This is a genomic window from Bartonella sp. CL266QHHD, from assembly GCF_042195355.1.
Taxonomy (GTDB): Bacteria; Pseudomonadota; Alphaproteobacteria; order Rhizobiales; family Rhizobiaceae; genus Bartonella.
In genome coordinates, this window is record NZ_JBHIOD010000068.1 from 70,072 (window position 1) to 88,618 (window position 18,547).

Consider the following 18,547-nt stretch of genomic DNA (forward strand, 5'->3'; position numbering starts at 1 on the left):
AAATCTTTGATTGCTTACATTCTGGTTGTGCGCAGCATATTTGCAAGTTTTGGGGTGGACAACAAATTACTTCCTTTGTTGCGAGAAGAGAGAAGTAAATCGCATTAAATGTGAAACGATGAGCAGTCCTATCCCATAATAACTTATCAGTTTTTAAAATTTTTAATTAAAAGCAACACATTGAAAAAATGGGTGGTTTTTTTAAATACCACCTCCATTTTTCTTTTAGCGACGTAAACCTAACTTCTTTATAAGTGTCTGATAACGATTTTGGTCAACTCCTTTAAGATAATCAAGAAGACGCCGGCGTTGAGACACCATCTTCAAAAGACCTCGACGAGAATGATTATCCTTTTTGTGAGATTTAAAGTGGTTTGTTAAATTAGAAATACGTTCAGAAAGTACAGCAATCTGTACTTCTGGTGATCCTGTATCACCAACTTTGTTTGCGTATTCTGCGACAAGAGCTTGTTTACGTTCAGCTGTAATCGACATCGTATTATCCTTTCCAAAAACGAAGAAACATAAAGTCACCCATAGCCGAGATGTCGTTCAGCTAGGGTCTGTGAGAAAACAGGAAAAGTCGAAGACTCTTACCTAATTTCGTTCTTATATAGGAAAGAAGGTTAAAATACTAGTCCTTGACAGCATTTTGAAGTCTTTCTTTAAATAAAAGCTTTTGTTTTGAAATATTGATTTAAATAGAGTTTTATGAGAAGTGTTTTAAACAATTATGCATCCTTTTGATACAAAGATTATGAGTGTGTGTGAGTGGTAACAAAAGTGATAAATAGCGTTGGAGGGAAAAGATGCAGAGCATTTCAACATTAAAACTTTTTCGTAATTCGGTATTTCGAAATTTATGGTCATCTACTCTTATTTCTAGTTTAGGGGGGCTGATACAAGCTGTTGGAGCAGGGTGGTTAATGGCGTTGATTAGTTCTTCGCATTCCATGGTTGGGCTCGTTCAAAGTGCCACAACATTACCACTTGTTATGTTTTCTTTGATGGCAGGGGCATTAGCTGATAATTTTAATCGGCGTCAAATTATGTTGTGTGTACAGATTATGATGATGGTCATATCGATGAGTTTATCTGTTTTAGCCTATATGGGATTTCTAACACCTTGGCTTTTGTTATGTTTTACGTTTTTGATTGGATGTGGCACAGCTTTTTATAATCCTTCTTGGCAAGCAACGATAGGAGATATTGTGAGCAGGGAAAATATTCCTGCTGCTGTTAGTTTGAATAGTGTCGGCTTTAATTTGATGCGGAGTGTTGGTCCTGCGATTGGTGGTGCCATCATTGCAACTTTAGGGGCATCGGCTGCTTTTTTGTTTAATGCTATAAGCTATATTCCTCTTATTGGTGCGTTGTTTTTCTGGAAGTCGAATTATGAAAACAACTCATTGCCACGAGAAAGGCTGTTAGGAGCTGTCTCAGATGGTTTGCGTTATGTTGCGATGTCACCTAATCTCTTAAGTATTATGGTTCGAGCGTTCCTTTTTGGTATAGGAGCAACTTCTATTTTAGCACTTTTGCCAATTGTTGCGCATAAAGTTCTTGGAGGAAGTGCCCTTCTTTATGGTACATTGCTCGGTTGTTTTGGGTTAGGAGCCATGACAGCAGGTATTATTAATGCAGTTGTACGGCATCATTTTCGTTCAGAAACAATTATTGCAAGTGCATTTATTGGTTTCGCCTTTTCTTGCTTTTTATTGGGAATCAGCCGTTCACTGATTATAAGCCATATTGCTTTATTTCCTGCAGGGTTATGTTGGGTTTTGGCCTTATCATTGTTTAATACATCTGTACAACTCTCTACACCACGCTGGGTTGTTGCACGTTCTTTAGCTCTTTATCAAACGGCAACTGCCGGGGGGATGGCTATTGGAAGTGCAATCTGGGGAGGTTTAGCTGATGGTTATTCTCCAACAATTGCTTTGAGCGTTTGTTCTTTATTCTTGATTTTTGGTGCTCTTGCAGGGGTAAAATTTAGAATTCAAGAAATTCCTCAGATAGATTTAAATCCTCTTGATCATTTTAGAGAGCCGGAATTATTACTCGACCTCAAAGCAAGAAGTGGCCCGATCATGATAATGATTGATTACCAAATTCATGAAAATGAACTCGAAGAGTTTCTCAAAGTGATGACGCGTCGACGCCATATTCGATTACGTGATGGTGCGCGTCAGTGGGTCCTTTTACGAGATCTTGAAAGACCTGAATATTGGACAGAGGCTTATCATATGCCAACATGGGTAGATTATTTACGCCATAATCATCGTCGTACAAAAGCAGATGCAGAAGTCAATAAGCGTCTGCGTCATTTAAATTGTGCTCCTAACGGTATAAGAGTGCACCGCATGATTGAACGCCAAACAATACCTCAAGCCAATGAGATGCTTTTAAAAGTTTCCTCTGATCATCTCCCTTAGGGTTAAAACAGTTTTTGTAAATATTAAATATGTTAATATTATTTCGATCAACTTGTTAGCTTAATCATAACAAAAAATTGCTGCTTCAATAGTTAATGAATTGATTTATAACGGTTATTTACCATTTTTCATGTTGAGTGATAGTTCTGAAAGTCTTAAGCTTTTCTCGTTTCAAATCTATTTAGAGTAAATCAGTCCACATCTTCGCTTGCACATTACAAACGAGGGCTAAAGTGTGAGTAAAAATGATTGAAAAAGAAATAAAAAGCCTCTTATGAATCCCTTCAAATGCAAGGATTATTGCGACATTAAGAGGAAAAAGTGTGTGGTGGTGTTAGCTTATAGCACTGACTTAAATTTTGATATGAATACGGTAAATATAGACAATGAAAAGCACCATATTTTTCTTAATTGATAGAGAAAAATATCTTTTCGCAAAAGGTGGTTGTGGAAAAGAATCGATTAAATTGTGAAAATCCGCTTTGGTTTAAATAGACCTTTGTCGAGAATGCCAATAGCAAGAAGTTGTTCCTTATAGAGGACACAAATTTCCTCTTCATCAAGAGGTACTTTGTGATGATTCAAGAGGATAGAATGACCCTTGATAATTCTCTGTGCTTGAGTTTCATTAAGGATATAGTGAGGGAGGCAATCTAATGCGGCACTTGTGTCAATTAAGAGCTCATCGAGTGTTGAGAAGTTTTTTTCAAAAGAACGATTATTTTCATCTGTAGTATTTTTATTTGGCGGAATGGCCGCTTTTAGTTCCTCCCATGTAATGAGATCTTCTTCATCAAAAGGTGCGACGGCAATACGTCTTAAATCAGCAATATGCCCATAGCAACCGAGATCACGTCCCATATCGCGTGCTAAAGAGCGCACATAAGTTCCTTTTCCGCAGGTTATTTCAAAGACAGAATGCTCTTTAGTAGGCATTTCTAATAACTTGAAAGTTTCTATTTCCACTTCACGGGGCGGAATTTCAACAACTTCCCCTTCACGCGCTAAATCATAGGCACGATTTCCAGCAATTTTGATTGCTGAAAATTGTGGAGGTGTTTGCAAAATAATACCCGTATATTGAGGAAGAAGAGCAAGTATTTCTTCTTGTGTTGGACGTATGAGAGAAGTTTTCGTTATTTCTCCTTCTAGATCATCTGTTGAGCGCTCTTGCCCCCAAGCAATATGAAAACGGTAAGTTTTTTTGCCTTGCATCACGTAAGGAACGGTTTTGGTTGCTTCGCCCAATGCAATAGGAAGGAGACCAGAAGCAAGAGGATCAAGTGTACCCGCATGTCCTGCCTTTTGAGCATGAAAGAGCCATTTGATTTGTGAGACAGCTTCTGTTGATTTCATTCCTTTTGGTTTATCAAATATGACCCAGCCAGAAACAGGACGCCCTTTTTTCTTGTGTTGCCGCGCCATATCTTTAATCCTCATCTGTATCACTATGGTGAAGATCGCGTGCAACCTCAGGCGAGCGAAGGAGAGCATCAATTTTTGAAAAATTATCAAAACTATTATCAAGTCGGAAACGCAGTTCTGGCATATATTTCATTTGTCGCAACGCATGACTGATTTCTCCACGGAGAAAACGACTATGTTTATTGAGGGTATCAACAACATCGGTATGAGAAGCATTTTTAAGAGTGCTGAGAGGTGATACAAAGCAAGTAGCAATTTTTAAATCTGGTGACATGCGTACTTCAGAGACAGAAATAACAATATCTTTTAAGATATCATCAAGCAAAATATCACGCTGTAATATATGCGCTATTGCATGACGTACTTGCTCTGCTACTCTAAGTTGCCGTTGTGATGGTCCTGCATTTTTCATCAAAGTTTTATCCTTGCTACAAGATCTCTTTTTTTGACCATTTAGATAAGGAAAAAAAGATATTGTGTATAAAATCTAATAACTTTTTCTCATTTTATAACAGAATAAGGTTATTGGATTATTTTATAATGTGCGATTAATATGTTCGATACGGAAGGTCTCAATGATGTCTCCTGCGCGCATGTCGTCATAATTTTCAAAGGCTATTCCACATTCTTGACCACTTTGCACTTCACTGACTTCATCTTTAAAGCGTTTGAGTGTTTTCAGCTTTCCTTCGTGAATAACGATATTATCGCGGATAAGGCGAACACCGGCTCCTCGTTCTATTTTACCTTCTGTAACACGACATCCTGCAACTTTTCCAATTTTTGTAATGTTAAAGACTTCTAGAATTTCAGCATTACCAAGGAAAGTTTCACGCTGTTCTGGTGAGAGTAATCCAGACATGGCAGCTTTGATATCGTCAACAAGATCATAAATGATGTTATAATAACGAATTTCAATTCCTTGTGTTTTAGCAAAATCACGTGCCTGCTTATTGGCTCGAACATTAAAGCCAATTACAGCAGAGTTAGAAGCTTCCGCAAGAGAAATATCACTTTCGGTAATTCCGCCAGCACCAGAATGTACAATACGCGCACGAACCTCATCATTTCCGAGTTTTTCCAATGCTGAAGCAATTGCTTCAATTGATCCTTGCACATCCCCTTTTATAATAAGAGAAAACTCCTTAACACCAGTCGTTTGCAATTTTGTCATCATCTGTTCAAGAGAACCACGCGAACCAGTTTGCCGCGCAACAGCTTTATCACGTGCTAATCGTTGACGATATTCAGAAATTTCACGTGCTTTTGCTTCATGTGTGACAACAGCAAAACGGTCTCCGGCTTGTGGTGTTCCTTGCATTCCTAAAATTTCAATCGGTGTAGAGGGAACGGCTTCTTTGACATGGCGGCCATGGTCGTCAATCAAAGCACGCACACGACCCCATTCATTTCCGGCAACTATAATATCAGAAGGGTGTAATGTACCTTTTTGAACAAGAACTGTTGCAACAGATCCACGTCCGCGATCCAATTTGGCTTCAATGATAACGCCCTCTGCAGTTCGTTGAGGATCTGCTTTCAGATCAAGCATTTCAGCCTGAAGAAGGATAGCTTCGAGAAGTTTATCAAGATTTTGACCAGTTTTAGCAGAAACTTCAACGTCCAAAGTTTCACCGCCCATAGTTTCAACAAACACTTCATGTTGTAGAAGTTCTGTACGTACTTTTTGTGCATTCGCAGCTGGTTTATCAATTTTGTTGATAGCAACAATGATAGGTACACCAGCGACTTTCGCATGATTGATTGATTCAATCGTTTGGGGCATAACACTATCATCAGCGGCTACAACGAGAACAGCAATATCAGTAACACGAGCTCCACGTGCACGCATAGCCGTAAATGCAGCATGACCAGGTGTATCAATAAAGGTAATTTTTTGACCGTTTTGTTCTACTTGATAGGCACCAATATGCTGCGTAATACCTCCTGCTTCGCCAGAAACAACATTTGCTTTACGAATAGCATCCAAAAGAGAAGTTTTTCCGTGGTCAACATGGCCCATAATGGTTACAACAGGGGGACGCTGCTGCATGTTTTGAGGATTATCTTTTATATTAAAGATACCTTCTTCTACGTCAGATTCTAAAACACGTTTAACAGTATGGCCAAATTCAACAGCGATGAGTTCGGCAACATCTGCATCAATAACATCGCCAGGTTTCATCATTTGTCCTTGTTTCATCAAGAATTTAATCACATCAACAGAACGCTCCGTCATACGTTGTGCGAGCTCTTGAATGGTAATCGTTTCAGGAAGAACAACTTCGCGAGAAATTTTTTCTCTTGGTTCTTGATTTTGTGCACGCTTAAACTTTTCCTGTCTACGCCGCATTGCAGCCATTGAGCGCCCACGTGCGTTTCCTTCTTCATCCAGTGCACTATTCAGAGTTAGCTTTCCGCGCCGCCGCTCATCAGCTCCTTTGACAACTTTTGGTACACGTATTTCTGATTTAGCAGGATTAGCACGTCGACTATGCCGTTCTTCCTCTTTATTGTCATCTATTTTGCGTTTTTCAATCACGGTTGTGTTTTTAGGCGCAATAGGAATATCTGTCTGTTCAATGAGAGGGGGAACAGGTGGAGTCTGTACTGGTGATATTTCTTCTTCTTGTTGGAGATGTATTTCTTTTTCTTTACTTTCTTGCTGTAAAATTTCTTCACGCTCTTTAGCGCGTCTTGCTTCTTCTTCGGCTTGTTCTCGCGTTATTCTTTCTTGGATATGTGCTTCTTCTAACGCGCGAAGTCTCGCTTCCATTTCAGTTGATGAAAGATTGCTTTTGGCCACAGATTCTTGAGGCTTTTTTCCCTCAAAACGCGGTTTAGAACGCTGGGGGGCCACATGCGGCTTTGTAATGGGCTGTAGGGTTTCAGCTTTTTCATCAGGTCGCGTAATTTTACGCCGTTTGGTTTCGACAACGACAGCCTTCGTACGGCCATGACTAAAATTTTGTTTAACCGTGCTCGTTTCCAAGACAGACCTCTTGAGAGTTAGTGTCTTCTTGACGGTTGTTTTGTCGTTGTTATTTTCACTCATTGTACTTCCTTCACGGCTTGTGCCGTCATCTCACTAGACTTACTATGCTTGTCGTCACGATAGCTGATCAATTTACATGTCGTTTTGAGAAATCCTTCAGCAGCCTTTGTGTCCAGTAAGGCCGCGTGCATTACAGGATTAGAGCCAAAAGCCACTCGCATTTCATCACTTGTAAATAAAGATATGGTTTTTATAGTCCGATTTGTTTGTTGTTGTATTGAATGGATGGCCTGTGCAATTTTTCGTTTCCCATCTTCTGTTGTTTCTTTAGCATGAAGTACAAGAATAACTTTACCAGAGCGGATAGCAGCGTCAACCTTTGTTGCTCCCATAACAATTGCTCCCGCTTTTCGTGCCATGGAAAGGCTTGAAAGAGCGGCTTTTAGTAAAAGCGTATCAATAACATGCACAAGATTTGGTGCAACCTCAACATCTGTTTTAAAATTTTTATGAAAAGCTTTCTGTTTTATTGCTTTCTCAATAACAGCGTGATGGGCGGAAATCCAAACACCACGCCCTGGTAAATTCGCTTTAAGATCAGGAACAATTTGGTTATTGGGACCAATAACAAAACGGATCAGCGTTTGTGCTGAAGCATTTTTTCGGGTCACAATGCAAGTCCGTTCATTCATTTAAAGTGTATCCACATCCAAATCATCTATTTTTTCATTTTCTGTAGAATTTTCATCTTCTACAGGATTTTCTGTAACAAGATCAGCTTGGTCTATCCAGCCTGCTTGTACACGTGCGGCTAAAACCATAGCTTCTGCATCTGCGCGTGTAATGTCAAAAGGGGTTAAAATACCAGAAAAATTCTGTGTTTGACCTTCTTTGCGTTCTCTCCAACCAGCTAAATCATCAACGGCATAGCCAGCAAAGTCTTCTATTGTTTTTACACCATCCTCACCTACAGCAACCAACATAGCACTTGTCATTCCAGGAAGTGTTCGCAATTCGTCAGAAACTCCGAGCTTTTTGCGTTTTTCATCAAGTTCTTTTTCTTGATGATCAAGATATTCACGGGCACGACTTTGGATTTCAGCGGCGGTATCATGGTCAAAACCATCAATAGAAGCGATTTCTTCAAGATCAATATAGGCGATTTCTTCAATAGAAGAAAAACCCTCTGATGCCATAACCTGTCCGATCATTTCGTCAACCTCTAAGGCTTCCATAAACAATTTACTCCGTTCAGTAAATTCTTTTTGACGATTTTCAGATTCTTCCTTTTCCGTTAAAATATCAATGTTCCATCCTGTTAGCTGTGAAGCCAAGCGAACATTTTGCCCACGTCGTCCAATAGCAAGGCTAAGTTGATCATCTGGCACAATAACTTCAATCCGTTCAGCATCTTCATCAAGGATAATTTTAGAAACTTCAGCAGGTTGCAGTGCATTAACGACAAATGTTGCCGCATCAGGCGACCAAGGAATAATATCAATTTTTTCGCCTTGTAATTCAGCAACAACAGCTTGTACACGACTTCCTCGCATTCCAACGCATGCTCCAACAGGATCAATGGAACCATCGCGTGAAACAACGGCGATTTTAGCCCGTGAACCTGGATCACGAGCTACAGATTTGATTTCTATAATACCATCATAAATTTCTGGCACTTCCATAGTGAAAAGTTTTACCATAAATTGGGGATGTGTGCGTGAAAGGAAGATTTGCGGCCCACGCGTTTCACGGTGTACATCATTGACAAAAGCACGAATGCGATCTCCATAGCGGAATGATTCACGAGGAATTAATTCATCACGGCGCACAATAGCTTCACCGCGCCCTAGATCAACGATGACGTTACCATATTCCACACGCTTAACTGTACCAGAAATAATTTCACCAACTTTATTTTTGAATTCCTCATATTGCTGATCACGCTCTGCGTCGCGTACTTTTTGTACAATAACCTGTTTAGCAGATTGTGCTGCGATACGTCCAAAATCCATAGGAGGTAAAAGATCAGCAAAAAAATCACCAATTTTTGCTTCTGCTTGATGTTTGAGAGCATCAGACAAAGTAATTTCCGTTGTATAGTCTTCAACGACATCAACGATTTTAAGCAGGCGCTGTAATTTAATTTCACCTGTTTTAGAATTGATTTCAGCACGGATATTGGTTTCTTGACCATAACGAGAACGTGCTGCTTTTTGAATAGCATCAGCCATCGCAGAAATGACAATTTCACGGTCGATTGACTTTTCACGTGCAACAGCATCTGCAATTTGCAGAATCTCAAGCCTGTTAGCGCTTGTAGCCATCAATTTTCTCCTTCTTTGTGCCACACGATGGGTATTCCCCTGTGATATTATTTTTTGAAATTGAGCGTCTGTATAGAGTCGTTAGCGTTCTCTTCGGCAATGAATTGTTGACTTAAATCTTTATTTTGTTTCAATGCATCGCGAATAAGCTCATCGGTAAGCACTAAATGTGCATTTATGATATCACAAAAGGAAATAGGGGTATACATGGCTTCTCCATAAGCAGCTTTATCGGTGTTTAAAATAAATCCATCTTGCGTGATATTTGTAAGTGTCCCGCGAAATTTTCGGCGCCCATCAATTATTATTTTTGTTTCAATTTTTGCAAGATGCCCTTGCCAATGAAAAAAATCAGATTTTCTTACCAATGGACGATCAATTCCAGGTGATGAGATTTCTAAATGATATTTGCGTTCAATAACATTTTGGACATCAAGGAGTGGGGAAACAGTTCGACTAACAGTTTCACAATCTTCTATGGTCATAGAACCATCGGCACGTTCAACCATAATTTGAAGTGTTAAACCATTTTGACCAAGGAGTTTTACACGAACCAAACGAAAACCTAAAGGTTTAAGTAGTGGTATGACAAGAGCAGCAACCTGTGCTTCGATACCCTCTTCTTCAAACAAGCGCGGTTCGTCAAGATTGCTTATTTTTTCAGCTTCGTTCATACATTTTATCCAAGTTGTTTTCATCAGTTTTATGATATTAAAAAAGAGCGGGTCCAACGGCCCACTCTTCATCATAAGACCAAGAATTTAACTATTGATACTCTTAAATTCAAAATTTTTCAAGTTGTTTATGAGAAAAGCGCTTGATCATTTATTTCTTGATAAAGGTAAGATAGGCAGGCGTTCGTCCTTCGCGTAAAGCTTTTGCTTCATAGCGGGTTCCACTCCATAGTGGATAAGGGAGTTTCCAGTCTTGAGGGCTTTCTGCTTTCCATTCAAAGTGATCATGTTGTGCACAATGGTACAAAGTCCAGTTTACATAACTGTCTATATCGCTAGCAAAGCGAAAAAATTTCCCTATTTTAAGAACACGAGCAAAACGGTTAAGATTTTTTATGTTGATGAAACGTCGTTTCCAGTGTTTCTTTTTCGGCCAAGGATCAGGATAGAAGAGGTCTATTCCATCAAGCGAGTTATCAGGGAGCCAATCAAGGAGGCGTGTAGCATCATCATTATAGAGGCGAAGACGATTTTGATGGTTTTGATGCTGTTCAAGAGACAACAATATTTTTGCCATGCCATTGATAAAGGGCTCGACGCCGATAAAACCAGTTTTTGGAAAATATTCCATTTCATGAAGTAAATGTTCACCTCCACCAAAGCCGATTTCAAGTCGAATTTCTCTTACTTTGCTTGAAAATAAGGATGTAAGGTTTGAAGGAGGAGGAACATTTAAATCAATATTAAAATTGGGGAGAAGCATTTTTATACGTGTAAGCTGACTGTTTCGAAGTTGTTTTCCTTGTCGGCGTCCAAAAAATGCTTCACTCTTACGTATATTATGTTTAATCATGGGATTTGGATCATTGTTTGAAGCGTTTTCACGAGATCAGTTTTTTCCCATGAAAACGAACCATCGTTTTTTGGTTTACGACCAAAGTGACCATAGGCAGCTGTTTTTGCATAAATAGGTTTATTGAGGTCAAGATGTTTTCGAATGCCGGTAGGTGAAAGGTCCATTATTTTGCGGATGGCTGCTTCAATAACTTTTTCATCGACTTTTCCTGTTCCATGAAGATTAAGATAAATAGATAAAGGTTGTGCAATACCAATTGCATAGGAGAGTTGAATGGTGCATCTCTCTGCTAAATGAGCAGCAACAATATTCTTAGCCAGATAGCGTGCCGCATAGGCAGCAGAACGATCAACTTTTGTTGTATCTTTTCCTGAAAAAGCACCGCCTCCATGGGGTGCTGCACCTCCGTAAGTATCCACAATAATTTTGCGTCCCGTTAATCCGGCATCGCTTTGAGGGCCTCCAATAACAAATTTTCCTGTTGGGTTAATATACCAACTGCATTGAGCTGCAATGGGAATGTCATGTAAAGCTTGGCGAATGTAAGGCTCAACCACTGTACGTACTTTATTGGAATCCCAGCTTTCATCAAGGTGCTGCGTTGAAAGAACGATGGATGTGACCTCTATTGGTTTTCCATTTTTATAGCGTATGGTTATTTGGCTTTTAGCATCTGGTCCTAATTTTCCAGTTTCTCCCTCTCCTTTATGTCGGGCTGCGGCAAGAAGTTTGAGAATTTTATGCGCATAATAAATTGGTGCAGGCATGAGATCAGGTGTTTCACGGCAAGCATATCCAAACATGATGCCTTGATCACCTGCTCCTTCTTCACCGTGCCGATCCGTAGCATTATCAACCCCTCTTGCTATATCAGCTGATTGGGGGCGCAAAAGAACATCAATTTTAACAGTTTTCCAATGGAATCCTGCTTGTTCATAGCCAATGGTACGAATAGCACGGCGCGCTGCTGTACGAAAACGTGTAGGATTAATGAGTGGAAAGCTAGTTTCATCGTAGATGAATTCTTTATTTTTATCTTTTTTTAATAGCGTATCGGGAACACGTACTTCACCAGCGATAACAACACGGTTGACACTGACGAGCGTTTCACAGGCAACGCGTACTAACCATGGATCAGTACCAGTCTTTTCAGCTTCTTTATAGATCATATCAACGATTTCATCGGAAATACGATCACAAATTTTATCAGGATGTCCTTCCGATACCGATTCGCTCGTAAAAAGATAATCTTGATGCGGCATAGGAACTCCTTCAAAAAAGAAAACCAACGATTTAATTAATTGCTTACTAAAGTCGCTACCATTTGCTAATTCTGTAGCAAATCGTCAATGCAAATTTATATGAATAAAAGAGAAAAGATATAATTTTAATTTATAACTTATTTGTCACATCTTCCTCAGAAAGTGCTTTTGCCAAGTCAATAATTTTTCGACGCACTTTAGCATCAGATATATTTGTAAAAGCGCGCATGAGCTGAATCCCTTCGCTGCTAGAACAAAAGTCTATAAAATTGTGATCACTTTCGGCAAAACCCTCTACTTGTTGGGAGGTAATACCTTTATCAAAAAAGTAAGAAACAGGAACATCCATAATTTCTGCTATCGCTTGAAGACGACTGGCACCAATACGGTTTGTTCCTTTTTCATATTTTTGGATTTGCTGAAAAGTAATTCCTAATTTTTCACCTAGTTTCTCTTGAGTGAGTCCTAAAATATTACGACGTAAACGGATACGAGTTCCAACATAGATATCTATAGGGTCAGGTTTTTTTCTAGTTTCGGTCATAATGCAACTCTTTATTTCCAGCACTTTTCTTCTAAATCAACATCATATTTATGCGAAGCTGATTTATCATATAATTAAAACAATATGTAATATTTTTTCCCAATACTACTGGTACACGCAACATAATGCCGTACAAAGGGCACTTGAATCATTTAAGCTGTTTTGTAGAACCAAAACCAACACGACACAATAGCATAAGGATGAATAAGATAAAAGTAGAGAAAGTTCTGTATTCATTGCTTCCTATAGGGGTAATGGATGATGGAACTTGTGAATCAATAATGCCCACAGCATTTTGTCGAAGAGCTACAACGATTCGTCCATAAGAATCAATAACAGCTGATATGCCATTATTAGCTGCCCGTATGAGGGGGATTCCCAGTTCAACGGCACGAAGCTGTGCTTGTTGAAGATGTTGATAGGGTCCAGGTGTTACACCAAACCATGCATCATTTGTAATATTAATAATTGCTTGAGGCGGGGAGCCTTGAAAAGTCATTTCATGGGGAAATATTGCTTCATAACAAATTAAGGGTAGATAAGAAAATCCGTTTGGCATTGTAACAATTTTGCGCACACTTGCAGTACTATATCCACCAATATTATCGGCAAGGGTACGCAATCCAATTTTTTTCAATAAATTCTGATAAGGAAGATACTCACCAAAAGGAACCAAATGAAGTTTATCAGAGGTATTTAAAATATTACCTTGAGCATTAATGACTGCAATTGTATTAAAATATTGTGTTTGGGAATGAGGTAGATCATTGCTGGCGCGTATTGCTCCGATAATAGCCCATTGTTTAGGTTTTAAAAGAGAGGCAATGCGCATTGTGATAGATGAGTTATCATAAAGAAGGTAAGGAACGGAAGCTTCCGGCCATACGATAAAATCGGGTTCTGAATTTTGATCGGTTGTTGGTGTTGCACTTAGCTTCATATGCGCTTCCAACATAGCTTCTCGTGTATTATCACGCAATTTTATATTTTGTTGGATGGACGGTTGAACAATACGCACCCAATAAGCACTTTTTTGATCTTCAGCTGTGTTTTCTATAGTATGAAGACGATAAAACCCAAAACCACAGTGAATGAATATAAGTGATAAGCAAAGAGAAAGTGCCACTTTCTTTTTTTCATTCGTTAATAAAACAGTTGGCAAACTGTAGGCTAATACAGCAAGAATATTCATTCCGTAAAGTCCTACGATTGCATCAGATTGCATGAACATTGGGGTTGGCATGGCTGTATAGCCAAGAGAATTCCATGGAAATCCTGTGAATAAAAACGCACGCAACCACTCGGATAATCCTAATGCAAAGGCTAAAACAAAAAAGCGTGCTATTCCTTTTGTCCATAATAAACCGACAATGAAACCAGAAAAAAACCAATAAAGAGAAAGGTAGAGTGGAGGGAATAAAATGGCTAATGGGACTGCCCAACCAAAAGAATCTGGATCTGTTAACAAAGCATTGCATAGCCACCAAAGGCCGCAAATAAAATAACTAAAACCAAAGGTTCCACAGCTTAAAGCGTAAGTAAAAAAATGTTTTTTATTGTTTTTGGTGGCCCGTATTGAGTCAAGTAAAACAATAAAGAGAGGGAAAGTTAAAAAGCAAAGAGGTGTTAAATAAAAGGGTGGAAGTGCAAAAGAAGTAAGAGCACCACACAGAAATATCCATGCTTGGCGCTTCCAGCCTGTAACAGAGAACAAAAAAACGATGAAATTGTTTAAAAACGCTGGACTATTCTTTAGGGATGGCATTGTTCTCAAGATTCTCATTTTTGGGAATGCGAAAAATGCGCAATCGTTTAATCCGGCGTTTATCAGCTTCTAAAATACGAAATCTATAGCCAGGTACAGCTTCGACAATTTCACCTTTAGCAGGAATGCGATCAAGAATGGAGACGATCAAACCACCAATAGTATCAACTTCATCACCATATTCCCCTACGATAAAATCAGGACCAAGAGCTTTCTCCACATCTTCTAGTTCAGTTCTTGCATCAACGAGCCATTTATTATTTGGTTCACGTACGATAGCATTGTCGACATTATCATGTTCATCTTCGATATCCCCAACGACTAACTCAACAATATCTTCCATTGAAACGAGACCATCTGTTCCTCCATGTTCATCAATAACTAAAGCCATTTGAGTTCGTGTAGTTTGCATCCGTGTTAATAATTTGCTCGCAAGCATAGAACTGGGAACAAAGAGAACTGTTCGGATCAAATCCAATTCACCGATTGGAGTATGCAAGTCTGTATGGTTTAATTGAAGCAAATCGGATTTTTGTTCGGTTTTTGTTGGGTTGATAATAAAGCGAGTGATGTAGTTAAGAATATCGCGGATATGGATCATGCCGCGCGGATCATCTAAAGTTTCAGCATAAACGGGTATACGAGAATGACCAATTTTTGCAAAACATTGAAGGGTTTCTCCAAGAGAGGTGTTTATTTCTAATGCTTCGATTTCAGAACGAGGTATCATAACATCATCCACGCGTGCTTCACGTAAGCGTAAAATGTTATGCAGCATAGTACGTTCTTCAGGTGAGAAGAGGGCGGTATCTTTTTCATTGTTAGTCGTGAGTGCAACGGTAAGATCATCGCGCAGTGACGTAGATGCACAATTACGACCCCGTAAGAATGAAAATAAATGATTCATCAGGGAATATTTCTCTGTATGATTCGTCTGTTGAGAGGGGTCTTTTTCATTATTAGAAGATGCTTGACTATTATTTTGTGCATTTATTTTGTTTGCCATGGTTTTGAAATCTTTTAGACTTTCTTTTTATAACAGATAAATAAGAGGCTTTAAATGGTATGCTGGTAATATTGATTTTAAAAGTTAAATTTTATCATTGATAGACAATTATGCGTAAGGATCTTTTATGGAAAGCTTTTGAAGAATTTCTCTTTCGAGCTTTTCCATTTTATATGCTTCATCATCAGTTTCATGGTCATAACCAAGCAGATGTAAGATACCATGAACAATCATATGCGTTAAATGATCTTGAAATGTTTTTCCTTCGTTCTCTGCTTCGAAAACAACAGTTTCTCGGGCAATAATAATATCACCGAGCATGGGACCAGGTTGATTTCCAGCTTTAAGTGGAAAAGCAGGAAAGGATAATACATTAGTGGATTTGTTTTTGTTGCGCCATTGTGCATTGATTTGTGCCATATGTTCATCATCCGTAAAAAGCAGGCTAATCTCGCTTACAACATTTTCCAATGAAACATGATGCATAGTCGCCATTAATGCTTTTTCAGTGATATTATAAAGCATTTTCTCATCATTCCACCCTGCGCTTTTAATCATTATATCAATAATAATCATGACGAATCAAATTCATTTTTTAATGCATCGCATGCGAATGATTTTTTTTTATTTTGTATTTCGGAATCACGATCATAAGCACGAACGATAGCAGCAACAAGTGGGTGGCGTACAACATCTTTTTCATCAAAATGCACAATTGCAATATTTTCTACATTTGAAAGAATGCGAATTGCTTCAATGAGACCTGATTTTTGCCCTGTAGGCAAATCAATTTGGCTTACGTCACCGGTAACAATCATACGCGTTCCTTCTCCAAGACGTGTGAGGAACATCTTCATTTGCATGGGGGTAGTATTTTGTGCCTCATCAAGAATAACAGCAGCATGGGCAAGTGTTCGTCCGCGCATAAAGGCGAGAGGAGCAATTTCTATGACACCAGAAGCTAAAATGCGTTCTATTTTTTCAGCGGGCATCATATCATAAAGAGCATCATAAAGTGGTCGTAAATATGGGTCGACTTTTTCTTTGAGATCACCGGGAAGAAAACCAAGATGTTCTCCAGCTTCAACAGCTGGACGTGAGAGAATAATTCGCTCAATGATACCACGTTCTAGAAGCATTGCAGCATGAGCAACAGCAAGATACGTTTTTCCTGTTCCTGCTGGTCCTACACCAAACACAAGTTCAGTATGCTCCATAGCGCTTATGTAAGCGTCTTGTGTTGGAGTTCTTGCATGAATTATTTTTTTATGGGTACTCAACCGTGCTGGTATACGTTTCGTTGCAGATTTGTGTGTTATTGTGTCTTCTTTCTGCTTCTTTGGTATATTTACCATAGCAATCGCTCCTTTTATATCTGATAAAGTGAGCTCTTGATGTGTTTTGGCACGTTCATAAAGCTGCTGCAATACATATTGCGCATGTTTTATAACAGAAATATTTCCACGGATTAAGACTTCATTACCACGCGGATGAATACTAAGTTCGAGTTTTTTTTCGATATAAGCGAGATTTTCGTCAAATTTACCAAAAACTGCTTTTGCATATTTATTATTTTCGAAAATCAAAACAACTTGGCTCACATCTGAAGCGCTTGTTTGTTTCAAGGTATCAGCCTTTTCAAGGGACATATTTACTTTTTCTTTAATACGCTTTATTTTTTCGGTTGAAGCTTTCAGCCTATTCTCCATATCTACATAAATATTGCACATTTTGTTAAGTAAACTTTATAAAAGACAATTTTTACAAAAAGTGCACGCTTTAGATGTAATCATTTTCTTTTAAAATAAAAGAGTTTTCAAAAATATTTATTTTTGAACAAGGTGTTAGAGGCATGTTTATCTATTTGTCACTTCACCAACAAAACTGTTTGAGCTGGCATTTTTAATATGAATTTCTATCACGCTACCTGTAGAGGCTTCTGTATCGACAACAACAGGTAAAAGCCAAGGGGAACGCCCTACCATTTGCCCTGAGTGACGTCCAGGTTTTTCGATGAGAACGTTCGTTTTTTGATCAATTTTAGAACGCAAAAACGCATTTTGTTGCTCAAGGAGAAGGGCTTGTAAATGTTGAAGTCGGGAATCTTTTACAGATTCATCAACATGATTTTTCATTGTGGCTCCCACTGTTCCAGGACGGGGGGAATATTTAAAAGAATAAGCTGAACTGTACTGTACTTGTTGAATAAGTTTAATGGTTTCTTCAAAGTCTTCATCTGTTTCTCCTGGAAACCCTACAATAAAATCGCCTGAAAAGGCAATATCTGGCCGTGCGTTTCGAATTTTTTCGATAAGATGAAGATAATGAGAGCTTTTGTGTTGTCTATTCATGGCTTTTAAGATGCGATCTGAACCTGATTGAACAGGAAGATGGAGGTAAGGCATTAACATATCAAGATCTCGATGCGCGGCAATAAGGCTATCATCCATATCACGTGGGTGGCTGGTTGTGTAACGCAAACGCTTTAAACCATTGAGTTTTGCAAGATGATAAAGAAGATCGCCAAGACGCCAAGTTTTGCCATCAGCACTTTGTCCATGCCAACCATTGACATTTTGTCCAAGCAGCGTAATTTCTTTGACACCCGCTTCGATGAGTTGGCGGGCTTCCTCGGTAATTTGCTCGACAGACCGTGATATTTCAGCACCGCGTGTGTAAGGAACAACACAAAAAGTGCAAAATTTATCGCAACCTTCCTGTACTGTTAAAAATGCGCTAACACCTCGTTTTCTTACCGCATGTTTATTATGGGGCGGCAAATGAGCAAATTTATCTTCAACAGCATAGTCTGTTTCGATAATTTTTTTTCCTTGTTTTGCTTTTTCTAACAATTCTGGCAAGCGATGATACATTTGCGGACCAATAACAAGATCCACTGTTGGAGCACGGCGCAAGATTTCACTTCCCTCAGCTTGTGCAACACAACCTGTTACACCAACCATCAGGGGTTTATCAGGTGTGCGCTCTTGACGCATAACGCGCAAACGACCAAGATCAGAATAAAGTTTTTCTGCTGCTTTTTCACGAATATGACAGGTATTAACAAGAATAAGATCGGCATCATTGGGAATTTGTGTTGTCACATAGCCTTGCGAACTGAGGCTATCAGTCATCCGTTGGCTATCATAAACATTCATTTGACATCCATAGGTTTTGATAAAAACCTTTTTAGGAGCAACAGGAGGGGTATTTTTAGGATTTACTTTATTCATAGCGCATGTGTAAATGTTTTTTACA

16 protein-coding genes are annotated in these 18,547 nt (G+C 38.9%); 1 reads left to right on the forward strand and 15 read right to left on the reverse strand.

Going from position 1 to position 18,547, the window contains the following annotated elements; genetic code table 11:
• Positions 1-225: 225 nt before the first annotated feature.
• Positions 226-495 carry a 30S ribosomal protein S15 gene (gene rpsO / locus ACFIK7_RS09580; protein ID WP_005774142.1) on the reverse strand — a complete coding sequence of 90 codons (270 nt, stop codon included), beginning with the start codon at positions 493-495 and terminating at the stop codon, positions 226-228.
• Between the two features lie 314 nt (positions 496-809).
• Here rpsO and ACFIK7_RS09585 point away from each other — a divergent pair, with 314 nt between their 5' ends.
• Positions 810-2,438, forward strand: a complete 1,629-nt coding sequence (locus ACFIK7_RS09585; RefSeq protein WP_375663286.1) for an MFS transporter — start codon at positions 810-812, stop codon at positions 2,436-2,438.
• Positions 2,439-2,900: 462 nt separating this feature from the next.
• On the opposite strand, the gene truB is transcribed toward ACFIK7_RS09585, so the two are convergent.
• The 14 genes from truB to miaB form a co-directional block, all read right to left on the reverse strand.
• Positions 2,901-3,863 carry a tRNA pseudouridine(55) synthase TruB gene (gene truB / locus ACFIK7_RS09590; RefSeq protein ID WP_375663287.1) on the reverse strand — a complete coding sequence of 321 codons (963 nt, stop codon included), beginning with the start codon at positions 3,861-3,863 and terminating at the stop codon, positions 2,901-2,903.
• 4 nt (positions 3,864-3,867) lie between these two features.
• On the reverse strand, positions 3,868-4,275 hold the full coding sequence (rbfA, locus tag ACFIK7_RS09595; protein ID WP_375613309.1) for a 30S ribosome-binding factor RbfA: 408 nt from the start codon (positions 4,273-4,275) through the stop codon (positions 3,868-3,870).
• A 123-nt stretch (positions 4,276-4,398) separates the two neighbouring features.
• Complete coding sequence (gene infB, locus ACFIK7_RS09600) at positions 4,399-6,918, reverse strand: translation initiation factor IF-2 (RefSeq protein ID WP_273790590.1); 2,520 nt, start codon at positions 6,916-6,918, stop codon at positions 4,399-4,401.
• Entirely contained in the window at positions 6,915-7,550 is a 636-nt protein-coding gene (locus ACFIK7_RS09605) for an RNA-binding protein (protein ID WP_375631075.1), read from the reverse strand. Before ACFIK7_RS09605 ends, infB begins: the two co-directional genes overlap by 4 nt.
• Positions 7,551-9,182, reverse strand: coding sequence for a transcription termination factor NusA (gene nusA / locus ACFIK7_RS09610; protein WP_375631074.1), 1,632 nt, complete (start codon positions 9,180-9,182; stop codon positions 7,551-7,553).
• A 47-nt stretch (positions 9,183-9,229) separates the two neighbouring features.
• The gene (gene rimP, locus ACFIK7_RS09615; RefSeq protein WP_273790647.1) at positions 9,230-9,880 is read right to left on the reverse strand and encodes a ribosome maturation factor RimP; all 651 of its coding nucleotides are present in this window, start codon (positions 9,878-9,880) and stop codon (positions 9,230-9,232) included.
• A 127-nt stretch (positions 9,881-10,007) separates the two neighbouring features.
• Positions 10,008-10,709 (reverse strand): tRNA (guanine(46)-N(7))-methyltransferase TrmB, encoded by a 702-nt coding sequence (locus tag ACFIK7_RS09620; protein WP_375631073.1) that lies wholly within the window; start codon positions 10,707-10,709, stop codon positions 10,008-10,010.
• Positions 10,706-11,974: a methionine adenosyltransferase gene (gene metK, locus ACFIK7_RS09625; protein WP_273790586.1), complete on the reverse strand. Its 1,269-nt coding sequence runs from the start codon at positions 11,972-11,974 to the stop codon at positions 10,706-10,708. Before metK ends, ACFIK7_RS09620 begins: the two co-directional genes overlap by 4 nt.
• 130 nt (positions 11,975-12,104) lie before the next feature.
• On the reverse strand, positions 12,105-12,518 hold the full coding sequence (locus ACFIK7_RS09630; RefSeq protein ID WP_273790585.1) for a helix-turn-helix domain-containing protein: 414 nt from the start codon (positions 12,516-12,518) through the stop codon (positions 12,105-12,107).
• 148 nt (positions 12,519-12,666) lie between these two features.
• Positions 12,667-14,301: an apolipoprotein N-acyltransferase gene (gene lnt, locus ACFIK7_RS09635; protein ID WP_375663288.1), complete on the reverse strand. Its 1,635-nt coding sequence runs from the start codon at positions 14,299-14,301 to the stop codon at positions 12,667-12,669.
• Positions 14,264-15,289 (reverse strand): hemolysin family protein, encoded by a 1,026-nt coding sequence (locus ACFIK7_RS09640; RefSeq protein ID WP_273790583.1) that lies wholly within the window; start codon positions 15,287-15,289, stop codon positions 14,264-14,266. Before ACFIK7_RS09640 ends, lnt begins: the two co-directional genes overlap by 38 nt.
• A gap of 108 nt (positions 15,290-15,397) precedes the next feature.
• A complete protein-coding gene (gene ybeY, locus ACFIK7_RS09645) occupies positions 15,398-15,865 on the reverse strand; it encodes an rRNA maturation RNase YbeY (RefSeq protein WP_375631071.1) in 468 nt (155 codons plus the stop codon).
• On the reverse strand, positions 15,862-16,986 hold the full coding sequence (locus ACFIK7_RS09650) for a PhoH family protein (protein ID WP_375637610.1): 1,125 nt from the start codon (positions 16,984-16,986) through the stop codon (positions 15,862-15,864). Before ACFIK7_RS09650 ends, ybeY begins: the two co-directional genes overlap by 4 nt.
• A 159-nt stretch (positions 16,987-17,145) precedes the next feature.
• Positions 17,146-18,522 carry a tRNA (N6-isopentenyl adenosine(37)-C2)-methylthiotransferase MiaB gene (gene miaB, locus ACFIK7_RS09655; RefSeq protein WP_375631070.1) on the reverse strand — a complete coding sequence of 459 codons (1,377 nt, stop codon included), beginning with the start codon at positions 18,520-18,522 and terminating at the stop codon, positions 17,146-17,148.
• Positions 18,523-18,547 lie beyond the last annotated feature (25 nt).

Bases quoted from the DNA above. Each gene is read 5' to 3' on its own strand.
- ACFIK7_RS09640 (WP_273790583.1), bottom strand. From the start codon at position 15,289: ATGGCAAACAAAATAAATGCACAAAATAATAGTCAAGCATCTTCTAAT.
- rbfA (WP_375613309.1), bottom strand. From the start codon at position 4,275: ATGAAAAATGCAGGACCATCACAACGGCAACTTAGAGTAGCAGAGCAA.
- lnt (WP_375663288.1), bottom strand. From the start codon at position 14,301: ATGAGAATCTTGAGAACAATGCCATCCCTAAAGAATAGTCCAGCGTTT.
- infB (WP_273790590.1), bottom strand. From the start codon at position 6,918: ATGAGTGAAAATAACAACGACAAAACAACCGTCAAGAAGACACTAACT.
- nusA (WP_375631074.1), bottom strand. From the start codon at position 9,182: ATGGCTACAAGCGCTAACAGGCTTGAGATTCTGCAAATTGCAGATGCT.
- metK (WP_273790586.1), bottom strand. From the start codon at position 11,974: ATGCCGCATCAAGATTATCTTTTTACGAGCGAATCGGTATCGGAAGGA.
- ACFIK7_RS09620 (WP_375631073.1), bottom strand. From the start codon at position 10,709: ATGATTAAACATAATATACGTAAGAGTGAAGCATTTTTTGGACGCCGA.
- ACFIK7_RS09585 (WP_375663286.1), top strand. From the start codon at position 810: ATGCAGAGCATTTCAACATTAAAACTTTTTCGTAATTCGGTATTTCGA.
- ybeY (WP_375631071.1), bottom strand. From the start codon at position 15,865: ATGATTATTATTGATATAATGATTAAAAGCGCAGGGTGGAATGATGAG.
- ACFIK7_RS09605 (WP_375631075.1), bottom strand. From the start codon at position 7,550: ATGAATGAACGGACTTGCATTGTGACCCGAAAAAATGCTTCAGCACAA.
- ACFIK7_RS09630 (WP_273790585.1), bottom strand. From the start codon at position 12,518: ATGACCGAAACTAGAAAAAAACCTGACCCTATAGATATCTATGTTGGA.
- rimP (WP_273790647.1), bottom strand. From the start codon at position 9,880: ATGAAAACAACTTGGATAAAATGTATGAACGAAGCTGAAAAAATAAGC.
- miaB (WP_375631070.1), bottom strand. From the start codon at position 18,522: ATGAATAAAGTAAATCCTAAAAATACCCCTCCTGTTGCTCCTAAAAAG.
- rpsO (WP_005774142.1), bottom strand. From the start codon at position 495: ATGTCGATTACAGCTGAACGTAAACAAGCTCTTGTCGCAGAATACGCA.
- truB (WP_375663287.1), bottom strand. From the start codon at position 3,863: ATGGCGCGGCAACACAAGAAAAAAGGGCGTCCTGTTTCTGGCTGGGTC.